This window comes from Pseudomonas sp. GW460-LB5 (assembly GCF_059423245.1).
This window is the reverse complement of record NZ_JBWKXT010000003.1, coordinates 124,939-142,754: the sequence shown is the minus strand read 5'-3', so window position 1 is coordinate 142,754 and position 17,816 is coordinate 124,939. Positions and strand designations below refer to the sequence as shown.

General features: G+C 63.3%; 12 protein-coding genes. 6 read left to right on the top strand and 6 right to left on the bottom strand.

The window, feature by feature from the left end; genetic code table 11:
* Positions 1–248 precede the first annotated feature (248 nt).
* Both AC07XM_RS04305 and AC07XM_RS04300 read right to left on the bottom strand, forming a co-directional pair.
* Positions 249–2,018: an acyl-CoA dehydrogenase C-terminal domain-containing protein gene (locus AC07XM_RS04305; RefSeq protein WP_102688779.1), complete on the bottom strand. Its 1,770-nt coding sequence runs from the start codon at positions 2,016–2,018 to the stop codon at positions 249–251.
* Positions 2,019–2,186: 168 nt separating this feature from the next.
* Positions 2,187–3,809 carry an acyl-CoA synthetase gene (locus tag AC07XM_RS04300; protein WP_060518243.1) on the bottom strand — a complete coding sequence of 541 codons (1,623 nt, stop codon included), beginning with the start codon at positions 3,807–3,809 and terminating at the stop codon, positions 2,187–2,189.
* Between the two features lie 195 nt (positions 3,810–4,004).
* On the opposite strand from AC07XM_RS04300, the gene AC07XM_RS04295 reads away from it, so the two are divergent.
* The 6 genes from AC07XM_RS04295 to AC07XM_RS04270 all read left to right on the top strand — a co-directional run bounded on the left by AC07XM_RS04295 (position 4,005) and on the right by AC07XM_RS04270 (position 10,630).
* Complete coding sequence (locus AC07XM_RS04295) at positions 4,005–5,411, top strand: sensor histidine kinase (RefSeq protein WP_102688780.1); 1,407 nt, start codon at positions 4,005–4,007, stop codon at positions 5,409–5,411.
* An 8-nt stretch (positions 5,412–5,419) separates the two neighbouring features.
* Positions 5,420–6,052, top strand: coding sequence for a response regulator transcription factor (locus tag AC07XM_RS04290; protein ID WP_096426164.1), 633 nt, complete (start codon positions 5,420–5,422; stop codon positions 6,050–6,052).
* Between the two features lie 230 nt (positions 6,053–6,282).
* Positions 6,283–6,756: a MarR family winged helix-turn-helix transcriptional regulator gene (locus AC07XM_RS04285; RefSeq protein ID WP_016487415.1), complete on the top strand. Its 474-nt coding sequence runs from the start codon at positions 6,283–6,285 to the stop codon at positions 6,754–6,756.
* Between the two features lie 30 nt (positions 6,757–6,786).
* On the top strand, positions 6,787–7,980 hold the full coding sequence (locus AC07XM_RS04280; RefSeq protein WP_096426163.1) for an HlyD family secretion protein: 1,194 nt from the start codon (positions 6,787–6,789) through the stop codon (positions 7,978–7,980).
* Positions 7,977–9,512 carry a DHA2 family efflux MFS transporter permease subunit gene (locus tag AC07XM_RS04275; RefSeq protein ID WP_016487413.1) on the top strand — a complete coding sequence of 512 codons (1,536 nt, stop codon included), beginning with the start codon at positions 7,977–7,979 and terminating at the stop codon, positions 9,510–9,512. The genes AC07XM_RS04280 and AC07XM_RS04275 overlap by 4 nt, the downstream gene beginning before the upstream one ends.
* 371 nt (positions 9,513–9,883) lie before the next feature.
* Positions 9,884–10,630 (top strand): SDR family oxidoreductase, encoded by a 747-nt coding sequence (locus AC07XM_RS04270; RefSeq protein ID WP_016487412.1) that lies wholly within the window; start codon positions 9,884–9,886, stop codon positions 10,628–10,630.
* Between the two features lie 9 nt (positions 10,631–10,639).
* Here AC07XM_RS04270 and AC07XM_RS04265 read toward each other — a convergent pair whose 3' ends face one another.
* The 4 genes from AC07XM_RS04265 to ccoG all read right to left on the bottom strand — a co-directional run bounded on the left by AC07XM_RS04265 (position 10,640) and on the right by ccoG (position 17,741).
* Positions 10,640–12,706, bottom strand: a complete 2,067-nt coding sequence (locus tag AC07XM_RS04265; protein ID WP_095115173.1) for a hybrid sensor histidine kinase/response regulator — start codon at positions 12,704–12,706, stop codon at positions 10,640–10,642.
* A 63-nt stretch (positions 12,707–12,769) separates the two neighbouring features.
* On the bottom strand, positions 12,770–14,821 hold the full coding sequence (locus tag AC07XM_RS04260; protein WP_102688781.1) for a PAS domain-containing sensor histidine kinase: 2,052 nt from the start codon (positions 14,819–14,821) through the stop codon (positions 12,770–12,772).
* A gap of 56 nt (positions 14,822–14,877) precedes the next feature.
* Positions 14,878–16,287, bottom strand: coding sequence for a GntR family transcriptional regulator MpaR (gene mapR / locus AC07XM_RS04255; protein WP_016487409.1), 1,410 nt, complete (start codon positions 16,285–16,287; stop codon positions 14,878–14,880).
* 50 nt (positions 16,288–16,337) lie between these two features.
* Positions 16,338–17,741 carry a cytochrome c oxidase accessory protein CcoG gene (ccoG, locus tag AC07XM_RS04250; RefSeq protein WP_102688782.1) on the bottom strand — a complete coding sequence of 468 codons (1,404 nt, stop codon included), beginning with the start codon at positions 17,739–17,741 and terminating at the stop codon, positions 16,338–16,340.
* Between the last annotated feature and the right edge of the window lie 75 nt (positions 17,742–17,816).

Here is a 17,816-nt window from a genome sequence, read left to right as displayed (position 1 = left end):
TTGAGAACCCTTCGCGTGCCGCCAGGGAGGCGGAAATCCATGGGGCTGCCTTGCAGCCCATCGCGACAAAAGGCCGCTCCCACAAGTAATCGCGCACCTCTTGTGGGGCAACTGTGTTGTACGAAATCACAAAGCTTGCGCGATCACTGTGGGAGCGGGCTTGCCCCGCGAACACGGGCGAAGCCCGTGCCATGCACCGCGTGGCCTGCTTCGCGGGCATGCCCGCTCCCACGGGTAATGCGCAGGCTTCAGAACTGCGCCGGCTCCAGCCCATAAAGGCTGCTGCTGCCCGCCCTGATACTGGCTTCCAGCCCCAGACCACGCGGCAGCACGCGCTGGAAGAAGAACGCCGCACACGCAAGCTTGGCACCATGAAACGCGTCATCCTCGTCACGTTTGGCCAAGGCCACCGCCGCCATCCGCGCCCACATATAGGCATACGCCGTCAGCCCGAACAGTTGCAGGTATTCAACCGCTACCGCGCTGACCAGGTTGGCATCATCGCCTGCTCGCGCCTGCAGCCAGGCGCTGGTGGCCTCCAGTCGCGCCAGGCTCGCTTGCAAAGCCTCGCGGTGCAGCGGTGCATCAACACTGAACGCACGTACTTCGGCGGCAAAGCTGGCCAGCGCCTGGCCACCGTCGCCCAGCACCTTGCGCCCCAGCAGGTCGAGTGCCTGGATACCGTTGGTGCCTTCATAGATTTGCGCAATGCGCACATCACGCACCCGTTGCTCCTGCCCCCATTCGCGGATGTAGCCATGGCCACCGTATACCTGCTGGCCGAGCACGCAGCTTTCCAGGCCGTTGTCGGTGAAGAAGGCCTTGGCCACTGGCGTCAACAGCGCCACCAGGCGCTGGGCGTGCTCACGTTCACCGGCGTCTTCGGCGTAACGCGCCAGGTCCAGTTGCTGGCCGACGTAGGCGGCAAACGCCCGGCCACCTTCGGTGAGGGTGCGCATGGTCAGCAGCATGCGCCGTACATCGCCATGGTGGATGATCGGGTCGGCAGCCTTGTCCTGCGCTTTAGGGCCGGTGGCGGCACGGCTTTGCAGGCGTTCGTTGGCATAACGGGCGGCGCTCTGGTAAGACGCTTCGGCGCAACCGAGGCCCTGGATGCCGATGGACAGGCGCTCGTAGTTCATCATGGTGAACATCGCCGCCAGGCCTTTGTGCGGTTCGCCCACCAGGTAACCCTTGGCATCGTCGAAGTTCATCACGCAGGTGGATGAAGCCTTGATGCCCATCTTGTGCTCGATCGAACCGCAGTGTGCGGCGTTGCGCGCGCCCAGGCCGCCATCGGCCTCGATCAGGTATTTCGGTACAAGGAACAGCGAGATGCCTTTGGCGCCGGCGGGCGCATCCGGCAACTTGGCCAGTACCAGGTGGATGATGTTCTCGGTCAGGTCCTGCTCGCCACCGGTGATGAAAATCTTGTTGCCGCTGATGCGATAGCTGCCGTCGGCCTGGGGTTCGGCCCGGCTGCGGATCAGCCCCAGGTCGGTGCCCGCGTGGGGCTCGGTCAGGCACATGGTGCCGGCCCAGCGGCCTTCGTAAAGTGGCGGCAGGTAAATGGCCTTGAGCGTCTCGCTGGCGTGGGCATCGATGGCCAGGCAGCTACCAGCGCTCAACGCCGAATACAGGCTGAAGCTGCAGTCGGCGGCATAGAGCATTTCTTCGAACAGCACCCCTAGCATTTTCGGCATGCCCATGCCGCCAAATGCCGGGTTGCCGCCCAGGCCGACCCAGCCGCCTTCGCGGTAGGTTTGCCAGGCTTGGCGAAAACCGTCTGGCGTGGTGACCTGGCCGGCGGCGAAGCGCACACCTTGCTCGTCGCCGTTACGGCTGAGCGGGGCGATCAGCTGGCCAGTGACTTTGGCGGCTTCTTCCAGGATCGCATCGGCGGTGTCGGCATCGATTCGCTCGGCCAGGGCGGGCAGGCGGGCCCACAGGGCCGGGGCGTTGAACACGTCATGCAGGACGAAGCGCATGTCGCGCAGCGGGGCGGAGTAAGTAGTCATCAGGGGCTCTTGAAGTGAAGACGATATCTGTGAAAATTGCGCCGTACCCGTGCAGGAGCAGCCTTGTGCTGCGAAAGGGCCGGCATGGCTGAAGGTAGTCTTCGCCGGTGAGGGCCTCTTCGCAGCACAAGGCTGCTCCTGCAGGGAAACGTCGAGGCCGTTACGGCTTCAGAGGGCTTTGGCCCGGTCGCGCAGTACGTACTTCTGGATCTTGCCGGTCGAGGTCTTGGGCAACTCGCCAAAGACCACGGTCTTCGGCACCTTGAAACCGGCCAGGTGCTCGCGGCACCAGCCGGTGATGTCGGCTTCGCGGGTGTCCTCCCGGCCTGGCTTCAGGGCAATGAACGCGCACGGGGTTTCTCCCCACTTTTCATCCGGGCGCGCCACCACGGCGGCTTCAAGCACCGCCGGGTGTTTGTACAGGGCGTCCTCGACTTCAATGGTGGAGATGTTCTCGCCACCGGAAATGATGATGTCCTTGAGGCGGTCCTTGATCTCGACATAGCCGTCGGCATGCCACACGGCCAGGTCACCGGTGTGGAACCAGCCACCACGGAACGCTTCGGCGGTGGCTTCGGGGTTTTTCAGGTAACCCTTCATCACGGTGTTGCCGCGCATGAAGATCTCGCCAAGCGTATTGCCATCGCGTGCCACCGGCTCGAGTGTCTGCGGGTCGGCCACCATCAACCCGTCCAGGGTCGGGTAGCGCACGCCCTGACGTGACTTGATCCGCGCACGCTCTTCCAGCGCCAGTTCGTTCCACTCGTCATGCCAGGCACACACGGTCACCGGGCCGTAGACTTCGGTCAGGCCGTAGGTGTGGGTGACGTGGATGCCCATCTCTTCCACGGCGCCAATGACCTTGGCCGGTGGCGCGGCGCCGGCGACCATGGCCTGTACCGGGTGCTCGATGGCGGCTTTGGCGGCCTCGGGCATGTTGACCAGGGCGTTGAGCACAATCGGGGCGCCGCACAGGTGGGTGACCCGGTGTTCGCGGATCAGGTTCAGGATCTTCTGCGGATCGACCCGGCGCAGGAACACGTGGGTGCCGGCCAGGGCGGTGATGGTCCAGGGGTAGCACCAGCCGTTGCAGTGGAACATGGGCAAGGTCCACAGGTACACCGGGCGGTGGCCCATGGCCCAGGTCATCTGGTTGCCCAGCGCGTTCAGGTAGGCGCCGCGGTGGTGGTAGACCACGCCCTTGGGGTTGCCGGTGGTGCCGGAGGTGTAGTTGAGTGAAATGGCCTGCCACTCGTCATCCGGCCATTCCCAGGCGAATTGCGGGTCGCCTTCGGCGAGCAGGGCTTCATAGTCCAGCGCGCTGACCGCACGGCCTTCGCCGTACTCCGGGTCATCCACATCCACCACCAGGGGCGGGTGTTCGAGCAACGCCAGGGCGGCTTCGATCACCGCATGGAACTCGCGGTCGGTAATCAGCACCTTGGCTTCACCATGCTGCAGCATGAAGGCGATGGCCTCGGCGTCCAGGCGCACGTTCAGGGTGTTGAGCACGGCGCCGGTCATGGGCACACCGAAGTGCGCTTCGAGCATCGCCGGGGTGTTGGGCAGCATCACCGCCACCGTGTCGCCACGGCCTATGCCACGGCCCGCAAGGGCGCTGGCCAGGCGCCTGCAGCGTTGGTAGGTTTCTTGCCAGTTGCGGCGGATGGCACCGTGGATCACCGCGGGGTAATTGCCGTACACGGCAGCGGTGCGTTCGATGAAACTGAGCGGGGTGAGGGCGACATGGTTGACGGCAGCGGGCATCAGGCCCTGGGCATAGATCGACATGCGGTAATCCTGTAAGGGAGGCAGGCGCTGCTTGTGCGCTTGGCCCCCCGATGGCTGATTGTTAGCTCTGTTCAGGGTGCAGGGAGGCGGACGGTGGGCCGCTCCTTCTGTCGCAGTTTTACGCGAGTCGCTATGGTAATAGGAATATCGACTATAGCAATATAGTAAAACTACTATAACAACGAACCGCCTACCATGGACCAGACTGCTTACCCCTTGCTTGCCAAGGACCCACAACCCAGCCTTTTGCTGGCAGCCGACGCCAAGCCACTGGCACTCAATGCGGCGCTGCAAGCGTGGGTTGACGAAGGCCCGGCGCTGGCCAGTTGGCTGCCGGCCAACTGTGCCGCCCTGGTGCGTGCGTGCCTGCGCCAGCATCGGGCGATTGCCGACGTCGAGGTGCAAGTGGGGGCGCGCACCGTGCTGTGGTCATTCATTCCGGATGACCAGGGCCAGCAGGTGCTCGGGCGCTGTCGCGACGCCAGCGAAGAGCGCCAAGGCGCACGGGAAGCCAGCCGCGCCCGGCGCTTGTACCGGCTGATCATTGAAAACACCACCGACCTGATCTCCCGGCACAGCCCGGATGGCCGTTTTCTGGATGCCTCGCCGGCAGCGTTTCGCCTGCTCGGCCTGTGGCCCGAGCAATTGCGTGGCATCGCCGTGCATACCCTGTTGCACCCGCGTGAGCGCCGCCAGGTGCTGCGCCAGGCGGCCGCTGCCCTGGACCAGGATGGCTATCACACCATGACCTGCCGGGTGCGCCAGGCCTCTGGCGGCTATCGCTGGTTTGAAATTGCCAGCCGGGCCATCCGCGAAACCTACACCGGCTCGGTGGTGGAGGTGGTCAGTGTGTCCCGCGACATCACCTTGCGCATTGAAGCCCAGGAAAGCCTGGCGCACAGTGCACGGTTGGCCACCCTCGGCGAGCTGGCTTCAGGCATTGCCCACGAGATCAATCAGCCACTGGCTGCGGTGGTCAACTATGCCAACGCCAGTCAACGTTACCTGCAAGGCCTGGAGCGTGATCCACAGGCCCGCGAGCGGGTAGGGCAGGGCCTGCAGCGCATCCGCGAGCAGGCCACCCATGCCGCCGAAGTGATTCGCCGCCTGCGCGCCTTCCTGCGCAAAGGACCACGGCGGCTGCAGGCGGTGGACGTGGCAGAAGTGGCTGGGGAAGCCATGCGGCTGTGTGCGTGGGAAGCCGCGCGTGACCAGGTGCTGGTGGAACTGCGCATGAGCGCGCAACTGCCCTCGGTGTATGCCGACCAGGTGTTGCTGGAGCAAGTGCTGCTCAACCTGTTCCGCAATGCCATCGATGCCAACCGCGAACTGCACGGCGAACAGCCGTCACGTATCCTGCTCGGCGCAGTGCGCGACGGCGACGGTGTGCTGGTCGAAGTGTCGGACCAGGGCGCAGGTGTGGCGCCCGAGTGCCTGGATGACATCTTCACGCCGTTCACTACCAGCAAGGCTGACGGTTTGGGCCTGGGTTTGAGCATGAGCCGCAGCCTGATCGAAGGCTTTGGCGGCAGCCTGTGGGCGCGGGCGGGTGACAATGGCGGTCTGGTACTGTGCTGCCGGCTGGCAGTCAGCAGGGGATAAGGGGAGGCGTGGTGCAAGCGAAAGTGTATGTGGTCGATGACGACCAGGGGATGCGCGACTCGACCGTCTGGCTGTTGCAGTCGGTGGGCCTGCAAGCCCTGCCGTTCGCCAGTGGGCAAGCGTTTCTCGATGCCTGTGTCGACGATGGGCCCGCCTGTGTGCTGCTGGATGTGCGTATGCCGGGGCTGGGCGGGTTGGCGGTGCAGCAGGCGATGCGCGAGCGCGGCCTGGCGCTGCCGGTGATCTTCGTCAGCGGCCATGCCGATGTGCCGATTGTGGTGCGGGCATTCAAGGCCGGCGCCTGTGATTTCATCGAAAAGCCCTATAACGACCAGCTGCTGCTCGACAGCGTGCAAGCTGCGCTGGAGCACGCCGGGCGGGCGCGGCAGGGCGACCAGGCGCTGGCCATGGTGCAGGCGCGGATCGACGGCCTGACGCCACGTGAGCGTGACGTGTTCGTGCCGTTGGCCCAGGGCTTGAGCAACCGTGAAATTGCCCAGCGGCTGGGGGTTAGCGTGAAGACCGTAGACCTGTACCGCGGGCGGGTGATGAAGCGCTTGCAGGCGGCCAGCCTGGCGGAGCTGGTCGGCATGGCGGTTGCCTGCGGGGCCGTGGAGGCGCTGGGCCTGCGGGCGCGTTAAGCACTTGTGGGAGCGGCCTTGTGCCGCGATGGGGCGCGAAGCGGCCCCCAGTTTTGTGCCAGGGCAGAGATTTTTGGGGCCGCTTTGCGGCCAATCGCGGCACAAGGCCGCTCCTACAGGGGGCAGTGTGACAGCCCGAAAATATGAAATTTTACATAGCTGGCTAATCAAAGCTTTGACATTCACTGCCTAGGCAGTAATATTTCTACACAATTGTCAGAGCAGCCTCGATGGCCCATTTCTCCCCCGAAAATTTCCAGACCTGCGCCATCGGCATGCTGCTGGGCCGCGCGGCAATCCTGAAGGACCGCATTCTCGACTGGCACCTCGAGTCAGAGGGCGTCACTGCCGCGCAGTTCAAGGTGCTGATCATCGTCACCCAGTACCAGGTGGATACCCCGGCCGAGCTGTGCCGCTACCTGGGCCTGGACAGCGGTTCGATGACCCGCATGCTCGACCGGCTCGAGCAGAAGGAGCTGATTGTGCGCAACCGCTGCGCCGAGGACCGCCGGCTGGTGCGCCTGGCGCTCACCACTGATGGCCAGCGCCTGGCCGACCGCTTGCCAGAAATCGGCGCTGCCGCCATGAACGAATTGTGCGGCGCGCTGGCCCCAGAAGAGCTGAAGAACCTGGAAGGCCTGCTGGCCAAGGTCCTGCTCGCTGCTGGCGACCCATTGACGATCCGCCGTTTCGGCGAACGTTGAACCCTGTAACGAATTCTCCAAGGTACTGTCATGGCCACTCCCGCAGACACCCCGACTCCCCCCGCAGCGCCCGAGCAGTCGCGCAAGCGCAAAGCCTGGCTGCTGGGCCTGCTGCTCTTGCTGATGCTTGCCGGTGCCGGCACCTGGGCCTGGTACAGCCTGGTCGGGCGCTGGCACGAAAGCACCGACGATGCCTACGTCAACGGCAACGTGGTGGAGATCACCCCGCTGGTCACCGGCACCGTCACCAGCATTGGTGCCGATGACGGCGACCTGGTTCATGCCGGCCAGGTATTGCTGCAATTCGACCCCGCCGACAGCGAGGTGGCCCTGCAGTCTGCCGAAGCCAAGTTGGCACGCAGCGTGCGCCAGGTGCGCGGGCTGTACAGCAATGTCGACTCGCTCAAGGCCCAGCTGGAAACCCGCCAGGCCGAACTGCGCAAAGCCCAGCAGGACTTCAACCGGCGCAAGGTGCTGGCTGACAGCGGTGCAATTGCTGCGGAAGAACTGTCCCACGCTCGCGATGACCTGAGTGTGGCCCTGGCCGCTGTAAACAGCGCACGTCAGCAGCTCAGCACCAGCAGCGCGCTGGTCGACGACACGGTGGTGTCCTCGCACCCGGAGGTCATGGCAGCCGCCGCCGATCTGCGCCAAGCCTACCTCGACCACGCCCGTACCACCTTGGTAGCACCTGTCACTGGCTACGTCGCCAAACGTACCGTGCAGCTGGGCCAGCGCCTGCAGCCTGGCACTGCGACCATGGCGGTAATCCCGCTGGACCAGGTGTGGATCGACGCCAATTTCAAGGAAACCCAGCTGCGTGACATGCGTATTGGCCAGCCGGTGCAGATCACCGCCGACCTGTACGGCAGCGAGGTCAAGTACAGCGGCACGGTCGATAGCCTTGGCGCCGGTACCGGCAGTGCCTTCGCGCTGCTGCCGGCACAGAACGCCACTGGCAACTGGATCAAGATCGTCCAGCGCGTGCCCGTGCGTATTCACCTGAGCCCCGATCAGCTCAAGGACCACCCACTGCGTATTGGCCTGTCCACCGTGGTGGAAGTCGACTTGCATGACCAGAGCGGGCCGGCCCTGGCCCAGCAGCCCCCACAGCAGGCCAGCTACACCACCCAGGTGTATGACCGTCAGCTGGTCGAGGCTGACAACCTGATCGCCCGGTTGATCCACGAAAACAGCGCACCCGGCAAGACGGCCCAGCGATGAGCAACAACGCCGCTGCCCAGTTCACGCCGCCCAGCCTGCTGTTGACCACCATCGGGTTGTCGCTGGCGACGTTCATGCAGGTGCTCGACACCACCATTGCCAACGTGGCGCTGCCGACCATATCCGGCAACCTGGGGGTGAGTTACGAGCAGGGCACCTGGGTGATTACCTCGTTCGCGGTGAGCAACGCCATCGCCTTGCCATTGACGGGCTGGCTCAGCCGACGGTTTGGCGAGGTGAAACTGTTCATCTGGGCCACGCTGTTGTTTGTGCTGGCCTCGTTCCTGTGCGGTATCGCCCAGTCGATGCCGGAGCTGGTCGGTTTCCGGATATTGCAGGGCGTGGTCGCCGGGCCGCTGTACCCGATGACCCAGACCTTGCTGATTGCCGTCTACCCCCCTGCAAAACGGGGCATGGCCCTGGCACTGCTGGCGATGGTCACGGTGGTGGCGCCGATTGCCGGGCCGATCCTGGGGGGCTGGATCACCGACAGTTACAGCTGGCCGTGGATCTTTTTCATCAACGTGCCCATCGGCCTGTTCGCCGCCGCCGTCGTGCGCCAGCAGATGCGCACCCGGCCGGTGGTCACCAGCCGCCAGCCGATGGACTACATCGGCTTGCTGACGCTGATTATCGGTGTCGGGGCTTTGCAGGTGGTACTCGACAAAGGCAACGACCTGGACTGGTTCGAATCGTCGTTCATCATTATCGGCAGCTTGATTTCGGTGGTGTTCCTCGCAGTCTTCGTGATTTGGGAACTGACCGACCGCCACCCGGTAGTCAACCTGCGCCTGTTCGTGCACCGCAACTTCCGTGTCGGCACCATCGTGCTGGTCGGGGGCTATGCAGGGTTCTTCGGTATCAACCTGATCCTGCCGCAATGGTTGCAGACGCAAATGGGTTATACCGCGACGTGGGCGGGCCTGGCGGTGGCACCGATCGGCTTGCTGCCGGTGATCATGTCGCCGTTCGTGGGCAAATATGCGCACCGCTTCGACCTGCGTGTACTGGCAGGGCTGGCGTTCCTGGCGATCGGCACCAGTTGCTACATGCGTGCCGGGTTCACCAGCGAGGTGGACTTCCAGCATGTGGCCTTGGTGCAGCTGTTCATGGGCATTGGTGTGGCGTTGTTCTTCATGCCGACCTTGAGCATTCTGCTGTCCGACCTGCCGCCGCACCAGATTGCCGATGGCTCGGGGCTGGCGACCTTCCTGCGGACCTTGGGCGGGAGCTTTGCCGCGTCGTTGACGACCTGGATCTGGATTCGCCGGGCGGACCAGCATCATGCTTATCTCAGCGAAAACATCAGCCAGTTCGACCCGGCGACGCGGCATACGCTTGAGCAGTTGGGTGGGGCCAGCCCGCAGAGTTATGCGCAGCTGGAGCAGATACTGAATGGGCAGGCTTACATGATGTCGACGGTGGACTACTTCACCTTGATGACCTGGGTGTTTGCCGGGTTGATCCTGCTGGTGTGGTTCGCCAAACCACCCTTCACTGCCAAGGCCGGGCCGGCATCGGCGGGGCATTAAGGCGACGAGGTGAATGGCTCGGGATGTAGGGTGGGGCGGATATCGAGCGCCGCCCGCGCGGCGCATCGCGAGCTGCGCTCGCTCCTACGTTTGTTTCGGGCCAGTAATGCCTGTACCCGTCGCGCGCGACCGCCTTGTTTGTACGGCACGATATCGAGCTATGCGCCAAGGCGTTCGCGTACAAATCCCACAGGAATAATTGGCCCGAAGCAAACGTAGGAGCGAGCGGAGCTCGCGATGCGCCGCGCGGGCGGCGCTGGATATCCGCCACGCCCAATCTCTCAAGTCAGGCACTGGGTGGCCCCTCTATTCACATACTGCTCCGTTTCGCCTATTGTCGACGGTCCCTTCCCCAAGCGATTGGCAAAATCATGGAGAACGTCATCGTCATCACCGGCGGCAGCCGCGGTATCGGTGCCGCCACGGCGCTGTTGGCGGCCCGCCAGGGCTACCGCATCTGCATCAACTACCACGCCGACGACCAGGCCGCCGAAACCCTCCTCGGCCAGGTCCGCGCCCTGGGCGCCGAGGCTATCGCCGTGCGGGCCGACGTCAGCGTCGAGGATGAGATCATCCACCTGTTTCAGCGCGTCGACGAAGAGCTCGGCCCGGTCACCGCACTGGTCAACAACGCCGGCACCATCGGCCAGCAGAGCCGCGTTGAGGCCATGTCTGAGTTCCGCCTGCTGAAGATCATGAAAACCAACGTCGTCGGCCCCATGCTCTGCGCCAAGCACGCTTTGCTGCGCATGGCACACCGGCATGGCGGGCAGGGCGGGGCCATTGTCAACGTGTCATCGATGGCTGCGCGCCTGGGCTCGCCCAACGAATATGTCGACTATGCCGCCTCCAAGGGCGCGCTCGACACCTTCACCATCGGCCTGGCCAAAGAAGTGGCAGGCGAGGGCGTGCGGGTCAATGGCGTACGCCCAGGTTACATCCACACAGGGTTCCATGCCTTGTCCGGCGACCCCGACCGGGTCAGCAAGCTTGAGCCGGGTTTGCCCATGGGGCGCGGCGGACGCCCCGAGGAAGTGGCCGAAGCCATCCTCTGGCTGCTCTCGGACAAAGCCTCCTACTCCACCGGCAGTTTCATCGACCTGAGCGGCGGGCGCTGAACGCGCCCGTCAATCCTCCAGCAGCTCGCGTACCCGCTCGGCGAGTACTTCGAGCTCGAACGGCTTGGTCAGCACCAACGTACCGTGCAACAGCTGGCCGTCGCTGAGCGCGGCGCTCTCATCGTAGCCGGTGATGAACAGCACCTTGAGGTCTGGGTAGCGCTCACGGCAGCGTTCGGCCACCTGGCGGCCATTCAGGCCACCCGGCAGTCCGATATCGCTCAGCAGCAGGTCTGGCCGTTCGCCGCTTTGCAGGTGGGCGAGGGCGGTCGGACCATTCTCGAAGGCGTCCACCAGATAGCCCAGCTCTTCCAGCACTTCGCCGACCACCAAGCGCAAGGCGGTCTGGTCTTCAATCAACAGAATGCGCCGTGCAGCCGCGCTGCTTGCTTGCAAAGGCGGGTGCTGCAGTTTTTCGGCTGGCGCCTGGGGCTGCTCGGGGTGTCGGGGTAGCAGCAGCTCGATGCGGGTGCCCTCGCCAAGCACCGACAGCACGCGTAATTGCCCACCCGACTGACGCACGAAGCCGTAGGTCATGGACAGACCCAGGCCGCTGCCCTGGCCCATCGGCTTGGTGGTGAAGAACGGGTCGACTGCGCGCTCCGCCACTTCAGCCGACATGCCTTTACCGTTGTCGACGATGCTCAGCCGCACATACTCGCCGGCTGGCAGTTGCAAAGCCAGGGCCTGCTCGTCGTCAAGCAGCAGGTTGTCGCCAATGATGTCGATCACCCCACCTGCGGGCATGGCATCGCGAGCGTTGATGCAGATGTTGAGCAGGGCGCTTTCCAGTTGGGGCGGATCAATGAAGGTAGGCCACAGCGGGCTGGCGAAGCGGCTGCTCAGGGTAATGGCCGGGCCAATCGTGCGGCGCAGAAGCTCTTCCATACCGGCCACCAACGTGGTCACCTGCGTGGAGCAGGGTTGCAGAGTCTGCTGGCGAGAGAATGCCAGCAGCCGGTGCACCAGTGAAGAGGCCCGCTGCGCCGAGCCGCTGGACAGCTTCAGCAAGGGCTCCAGGGCGTCGAAGCGTGACTGGTCCAGGCGTTGGCGCATCAGCTCCTGGGCGCCAAGGATGCTGCCCAGCAAATTGTTGAAGTCATGGGCGATGCCGCCACTGAGCTGGCCTACGGCTTCCATCTTCTGTGCCTGGCGCAGTGCTTCTTCGGCCTTGGCCAGGCGTTCCTGCTCTTGTACCCGGTCACTGATGTCATAAGCGAACAGAAACGCGCCTAGAATCTCGCCTTTTTGGTCGTGCAACGCGTTGAAGCGCAATTCGTAGTGGCGCAGCATGGGGGGCTTGCCGAAGATGCCAATCTCGATGAACTGCTCGCCTGCCAGGGCGCGCTGCCACATTGGCAGGATAGGCGTCTGGCCAGCGCTTCCATCTTCGAACAACCCGGGCAGGTAGTCGCCGATTTCCGGTGTTCTCCCGTACAGCAGGTGGAAGTCATGCCTGGCCTGGCGGTTGACAGCCAGCCAGCGCAGATTCTTGTCTATCACATGCACATTGACCACGCTGTGATCGACCAATTCGGCAAACAAGCGTCGTTCGGCCAGTGCGGCATTCACCCGCTGTTCCAGCTGTTCGTTAAGGCGCTGCAGGGCCTGCTCTGCACGCCGGCGTTCGGTGACATCCTTGAACAACACCGCTACCTGGCGTTTCTCAGCAGGCTCTACGCGGAAAGTAGTCACTGACAGCACATGGCCGGTGGCGACCAGTTCCTGCTCGAAGTGCAGCGGTTCGCCCGTGCGAAGTACAGCGCCATAGCGGGCCACCCAGTCATCGGCCTCATCGGGCACCATCTCGCGCAGTTTCTGCCCGACCACGTCGGGGATGCCGGCGTGCTTGGCGTAGGCCGCGTTGGCCATGACGTGTATATAGTCACTCAGAGGCCCATGCGGGCCATCGAAGAATTCGATGATGCAGAACCCCTCGTCCATCGTGTCGAACAGAAAGCGGTAGACGCTGTGGTCTTGATCCTGCTGTTGCCGAAGCTGTGCTTCCAGCTGCGCGTTATGCTGACGCAAGGCCTCGATTTCCCGGCGCAGGCCGGACAGGTCGCGGTGGTGCATGGCGACATTCCAGAAAAGTATCAGACAGACTGTACTGTGGCTGGCCCTTGAACGTACAGCTGTTCATCGCGGCGGATGCAGGTTTGCCAGCAGGTTTTCGATTTGCTCGCTGAGCAGCGCCAGGCTGAATGGCTTGCACAGCACGCTAGAGTGCTTTGATGGTTTGACATCTGCCTGGTCTTCGCTGTAGCCGGTGATGTAGAGCACTGGCACCTCCTCGGGAAGCGCTGCGGCCAATTGCCGGCCGTCGATGTCGCCTGGCAGCTCGATATCGGTCACCAGCAGGTCAGGCCGCAAGCCCTCTTGGCAGGCAGCCAGTGCGCTGCGTCCATCGACGAACGTGCGCACATCGTGCCCGAGTTCTTGCAGCACTTCTTCGATCACCAGGCGCAGGTTTACCTGGTCCTCCATGAGCATGATCAGGCGAGGTGTGCATTCCGTTTTGGCAGGCGTGGGTTGATGGCGCTCAGGCGGAGTTACTATTGCCGCGCTTTTCCTGGGGAGATAAAGGTCAATACGCGTGCCATGCCCAGGCGCACTATTGATCTGCAACTGCCCGCCGGACTGGCGGATGAAGCCGTAGACGATCGACAACCCAAGGCCTGAGCCCTGACCCAATGGTTTGGTAGTGAAGAATGGCTCCAGCGCGCGTTGAGCCGTGTCGGCGGTCATGCCAATGCCATTATCGCTGATACGAATCTGCAAGTAGTCACCCGCAGGGAGGTCCAGTACCCGGGCCTGTGCCTGATTCAATGGGGTGTTCGCGCAACAGATAGCTAATTCGCCACCCAGCGGCATGGCATCGCGGGCGTTGATGCACAGGTTGAGCAAAGCACTTTCCAGTTGCGGAGGGTCGATCGCTATCAGCCATTGGCCGGCCAGTGTCTGGTCAACGAAGTGGATGTCTTCATGCAGCGAGCGCTTGATCAGATCGTGCATACCGGCCACCAGTTGATGCACATCTGTAGTTTGCGGAATCAGGATTTGCTGGCGTGCGAATGCCAGCAGGCGTTGAACCATAGAGGCAGCACGCTTGGAGTCCTGTCGGGCGATGGCAAGTAGCCGTGTAGCTTCCGGGTAGCGCTGTTGTGCCTGGCGTTCGGTGGCCACTTCCAGGGCGGCGAGGATGCTACCCAGCAGATTGTTGAAATCATGCGCTATCCCCCCGGTCAGCTGGCCGATGGCTTCCATCTTCTGGGATTGGCGCAAAGCGTTTTCGATCTCTCGCAGCCGCTCGTGCTCTGCGACGCGTTCTGTGATGTCGTATGCAAACAGGTAACCCCCCTGGATTTGCTGCTGAGCATCACGCAAGGGGTTGTAGCGGATTTCGTAGTGGCGCAATGCTTGTGAGTTCCCAAGGGCGATTGTCTGGACGAATGCCTCGCCCGCCAGTACGCGTGGCCATAAGGGGTCAAGCTGACGCTTGATGTCCTGCTGGCCTGACAGGAATTGCGGAATGTAGTCGCCGACCTTGGGTACGAAACCGCGCAGGCGCTTGAACGTTTCCTGTGCGGTGCGGTTGATCGCCAGCAGCCTGAAGCTGCGGTCCGCAGCAAACACATTGGCCAGGCTGTGGTCGACCAGCTCGCCAAGCAGCTTGCTGTTGGCTTGCTCCTTGTCGACCCTGTTCGACAGTTCCTGGTTAAGTGCTTGCAGGTTATCGAGGGTTACCTGTTCGGCCGGCACCCCGGTAAAGACTACCGCTACTCGTTTCTGGCTGGCGGGCTCCAGGGGATACACCGACAGCTTTAGCCAGCGGTCGGTCACCGCCAGCCGCGCTTCGAACTGCAGGGGCTGCCCTGAGCGCGCCACTTCGGCAAACCGCGGAAGCCAGGTTCCAATTTCGTCCGGGATCGTTTCACGTGCCGTCTGGCCCAACTGCTTGGGGTGGGCGGTGTGCTGCATAGAGGCGTCGTTGGCAAGGATGTAACGGTAGTCGTACAGCTCTCCGTCACTGTTCTCGAGCATTTCGAGCACGCAGAAACCTTGATGCATGTGGCCAGTCATGACCTCATAACAGGCCGCCTTGAGGCGCAGCTCGGCATTCTGCGTCTCCAGTTCGAGTAGTTTTTGTTGTAGTTGCTCTATGCAAGCTGGGGTGTTGTCTTGGGGCATGCTGGCTATCCTGCCTGCGAGTCCGACAACTATAGCTGGCCTTCGATAGCTTTCCTTCAGAACGAGCGAATGATCCGCCCGAGCGTTTCCATGGCCCGTTCGGCACCGTCATGCCAGGGGCTGCCATAGTTAAGACGGATGCAGTTGCCGAAGCGGCGGGTGGGCGAAAAGATCGGCCCCGGGGCGATGCTGATGCCTTGTGCCAGGGCCATGTGGAACAGCTTGAGGGCGTCCATCTGCTCGGGCAGTTCCAGCCACAGGAAGTAGCCTCCTGAGGGCTGGCTGACCCGCGTCTGCGCCGGGAAGTGGCGGGAGATGGCCGCCAGCATGTTGGCCTGCTGGCCTTCCAGGGCGTAGCGCAGTTTGCGCAGGTGGCGGTCGTAGCCGCCGTGCTGCAGGTAGTCGGCTATCGCTGCCTGGGCCGGCATCGAGGCGCACAGCGAGGTCATCAGTTTCAGCCGTTCGATCTTCTGCGCGAAGCGACCGGCCGCCACCCAGCCGATGCGGTAACCGGGGGCCAGGCTTTTGGCGAACGAGCCGCAATGCATCACCAGGCCCTGGGTGTCGAAGGCCTTGGCCGGCTTGGGCGCCTGCTGCGAGTAGTACAGCTCGGCGTACACGTCGTCTTCGATCAACGGCACCTGGTGCCGCGCCAGCAGTTCCACCAGCGCCTGCTTCTTTGCCTCCGGCATGCTCGCGCCTACCGGGTTCTGGAAGTTGGTCATGCACCAGACGGCTTTTACCGGGTGCTTTTCCAGCGTCTGCGCCAGTGCCCCCAGGTCCATGCCTTCGCGCGGGTGCACGGGGATTTCCACAGCCTTGAGTTTGAGCCGCTCCAGCACTTGCAGGCAGGCATAGAAGGCGGGGGCCTCGATGGCTACCAGGTCGCCCGGCTGGGTAACGGCCTGCAGGCACAGGTTCAAGGCTTCCAGTGCACCGTTGGTGATCAGCAGCTCTTCCATTGGCAGCATCAGCCCACCGACCATGTAGCGCAGGGCAATTTGCCGGCGCAGCTGCGGGTTGCCGGGCGACAGGTCGGTCACCACCATGCGCGGGTCCATGCTGCGGCTGGCGCTGGCCAGTGAGCGCGACAGGCGCTGCAGCGGGAACAGTTCGGGGCTGGGGAAGGCTGAGCCGAACGGTATGGTGTTGGGGTCCTTGATCGAGTCGAGTATCGAGAACACCAGTGCGCTGACGTCAACGTCAGTGGACTCGCTGACCGGCTGCAGCGCTTGCGGCTCGCTGAACTGGCGCGGTGCGTGGGCGTTGACGAAATAGCCTGAGCGCGGCCGGGCACGGATCAGCCCGCGCCGCTCCAGCAGGTAATAAGCCTGGAACACCGTGGACGGGCTGACCCCGTGGGTCTGGCTGGCGTAGCGTACCGAAGGCACGCGTTGGCCCGGGCCCAGTACCCCGGAGCGGATCAGTTCGGCAATGTCGTCGGCAAAGCGTTCGTAGCGTTTCATTCTGGCCTTCTGTCGAAGCCTGGCAGGCAAGGTGGCGTCAGTGTAAGGGATCAGCGGTTCATCGGTGCGACGAAGCGGCTTTGCGCCACACTGCGGATGGCGGGGTCGTCGCGCTCGCTGATTTCGAAGCTCAATGTTTGCGAGCTGCTGGCCGGGCGCTCGGCCAGCATCGCCACGGATACCGGCAGCTCGCTCATTTCGCCAGCCGGGATCACCAATGTGGTATTGCCCTGCAAGGTGAAACCGTCAGCGTCCAGCAGGCGCAGCGCATAGTGCTGGGTGCGCTCGGTCTTGTTGATGACCTTGAGCAGGTAGATGTTCTCGATCTGGCCCTGGGCATTTTCACGGAACAGGCCACGGTCCTTGATGACGTCCAGCGAAACCATCGGGCGCATCTGCAAGGCCACCACCAGCGCTGCGATCATCACCGCGAGCGCTGCGACGTAGCCCAGCAGGCGCGGGCGCAGCCAGTGGGTGGTGCCGCCTTGCAGACTGTGTTCGGACTTGTAACCGATCAAGCCGCGGGCGTAACCCATCTTGTCCATCACACCGTCGCAGGCGTCTATGCACGCTGCGCATCCGATGCAGGCCATTTGCAAGCCATCGCGAATATCGATGCCGGTGGGGCACACTTGCACGCACAGCGTGCAGTCGACGCAGTCACCCAGGCCTTGGGCGCCTACGTCACTGCCTTTCTTGCGCGGCCCACGGGCTTCACCACGGCGCGGGTCGTAGGCGACCGCCAGGGTGTCCTTGTCGAACATCACGGCCTGGAAGCGCGCATATGGGCACATGTGCAGGCACACCGCTTCGCGCAGCAGGCCTGCGTTGATGTAGGTCGCTGCGGTAAAGAACAGCACCCAGAACAGTGCCACGCCGCCCAGTTGCAAAGTGAACAGTTCTGCGGCCAATGGGCGGATTGGCGTGAAGTAGCCGACGAAGGTCAGCCCGGTGGCTACACCGATAGCCAGCCACAGGCTGTGCTTCAGCGTGCGGCGCGCCAGTTTGTTCAGGCTCCAGGGCGCGGCGGCAAGCTTTATGCGCTGGTTGCGGTCGCCCTCAGTAACCTTTTCGCACCACATGAACAGCCAGGTCCAGGTGCTCTGCGGGCAGCTGTAGCCGCACCACACGCGGCCGGCATACACCGTGATGGCGAACAGGCCGAAGGCGCAGATAATCAGCAGCGCTGACAACAGGATGAAGTCCTGTGGCCAGAATGTGGCGCCAAAAATGTGGAATTTGCTCTCGGCCAAATCCCACAGGACGGCTTGGCGGCCATTCCAGTTCAGCCAGGCCGTGCCGAAAAACAGCACGAACAGTGCGCCGGCAAAGCCGATACGCAGGGTGCGGTAAAGCCCGGTGAAGCTGCGGGTGTGGATACCCTTGTCGGCGCTTCGCTGTCGTGAGCTGGCTGGGGCGTCGGCGATCTCTGTGAAAGGGATTCTAGTGTTCATGGCTCGGTGCTCATCAGGCCTCGATCAGGCATGAGCACTATGGCCCTGAGGCTGTTATCAGCACAGGCTCAGATT

Excerpts from the sequence above, each read along its gene's own strand:
- AC07XM_RS04300 (WP_060518243.1), bottom strand. The coding sequence starts at position 3,809 with ATGTCGATCTATGCCCAGGGCCTGATGCCCGCTGCCGTCAACCATGTC.
- AC07XM_RS04270 (WP_016487412.1), top strand. The coding sequence starts at position 9,884 with ATGGAGAACGTCATCGTCATCACCGGCGGCAGCCGCGGTATCGGTGCC.
- ccoG (WP_102688782.1), bottom strand. The coding sequence starts at position 17,741 with ATGAACACTAGAATCCCTTTCACAGAGATCGCCGACGCCCCAGCCAGC.
- mapR (WP_016487409.1), bottom strand. The coding sequence starts at position 16,287 with ATGAAACGCTACGAACGCTTTGCCGACGACATTGCCGAACTGATCCGC.
- AC07XM_RS04260 (WP_102688781.1), bottom strand. The coding sequence starts at position 14,821 with ATGCCCCAAGACAACACCCCAGCTTGCATAGAGCAACTACAACAAAAA.
- AC07XM_RS04280 (WP_096426163.1), top strand. The coding sequence starts at position 6,787 with ATGGCCACTCCCGCAGACACCCCGACTCCCCCCGCAGCGCCCGAGCAG.
- AC07XM_RS04295 (WP_102688780.1), top strand. The coding sequence starts at position 4,005 with ATGGACCAGACTGCTTACCCCTTGCTTGCCAAGGACCCACAACCCAGC.
- AC07XM_RS04285 (WP_016487415.1), top strand. The coding sequence starts at position 6,283 with ATGGCCCATTTCTCCCCCGAAAATTTCCAGACCTGCGCCATCGGCATG.
- AC07XM_RS04305 (WP_102688779.1), bottom strand. The coding sequence starts at position 2,018 with ATGACTACTTACTCCGCCCCGCTGCGCGACATGCGCTTCGTCCTGCAT.
- AC07XM_RS04275 (WP_016487413.1), top strand. The coding sequence starts at position 7,977 with ATGAGCAACAACGCCGCTGCCCAGTTCACGCCGCCCAGCCTGCTGTTG.
- AC07XM_RS04265 (WP_095115173.1), bottom strand. The coding sequence starts at position 12,706 with ATGCACCACCGCGACCTGTCCGGCCTGCGCCGGGAAATCGAGGCCTTG.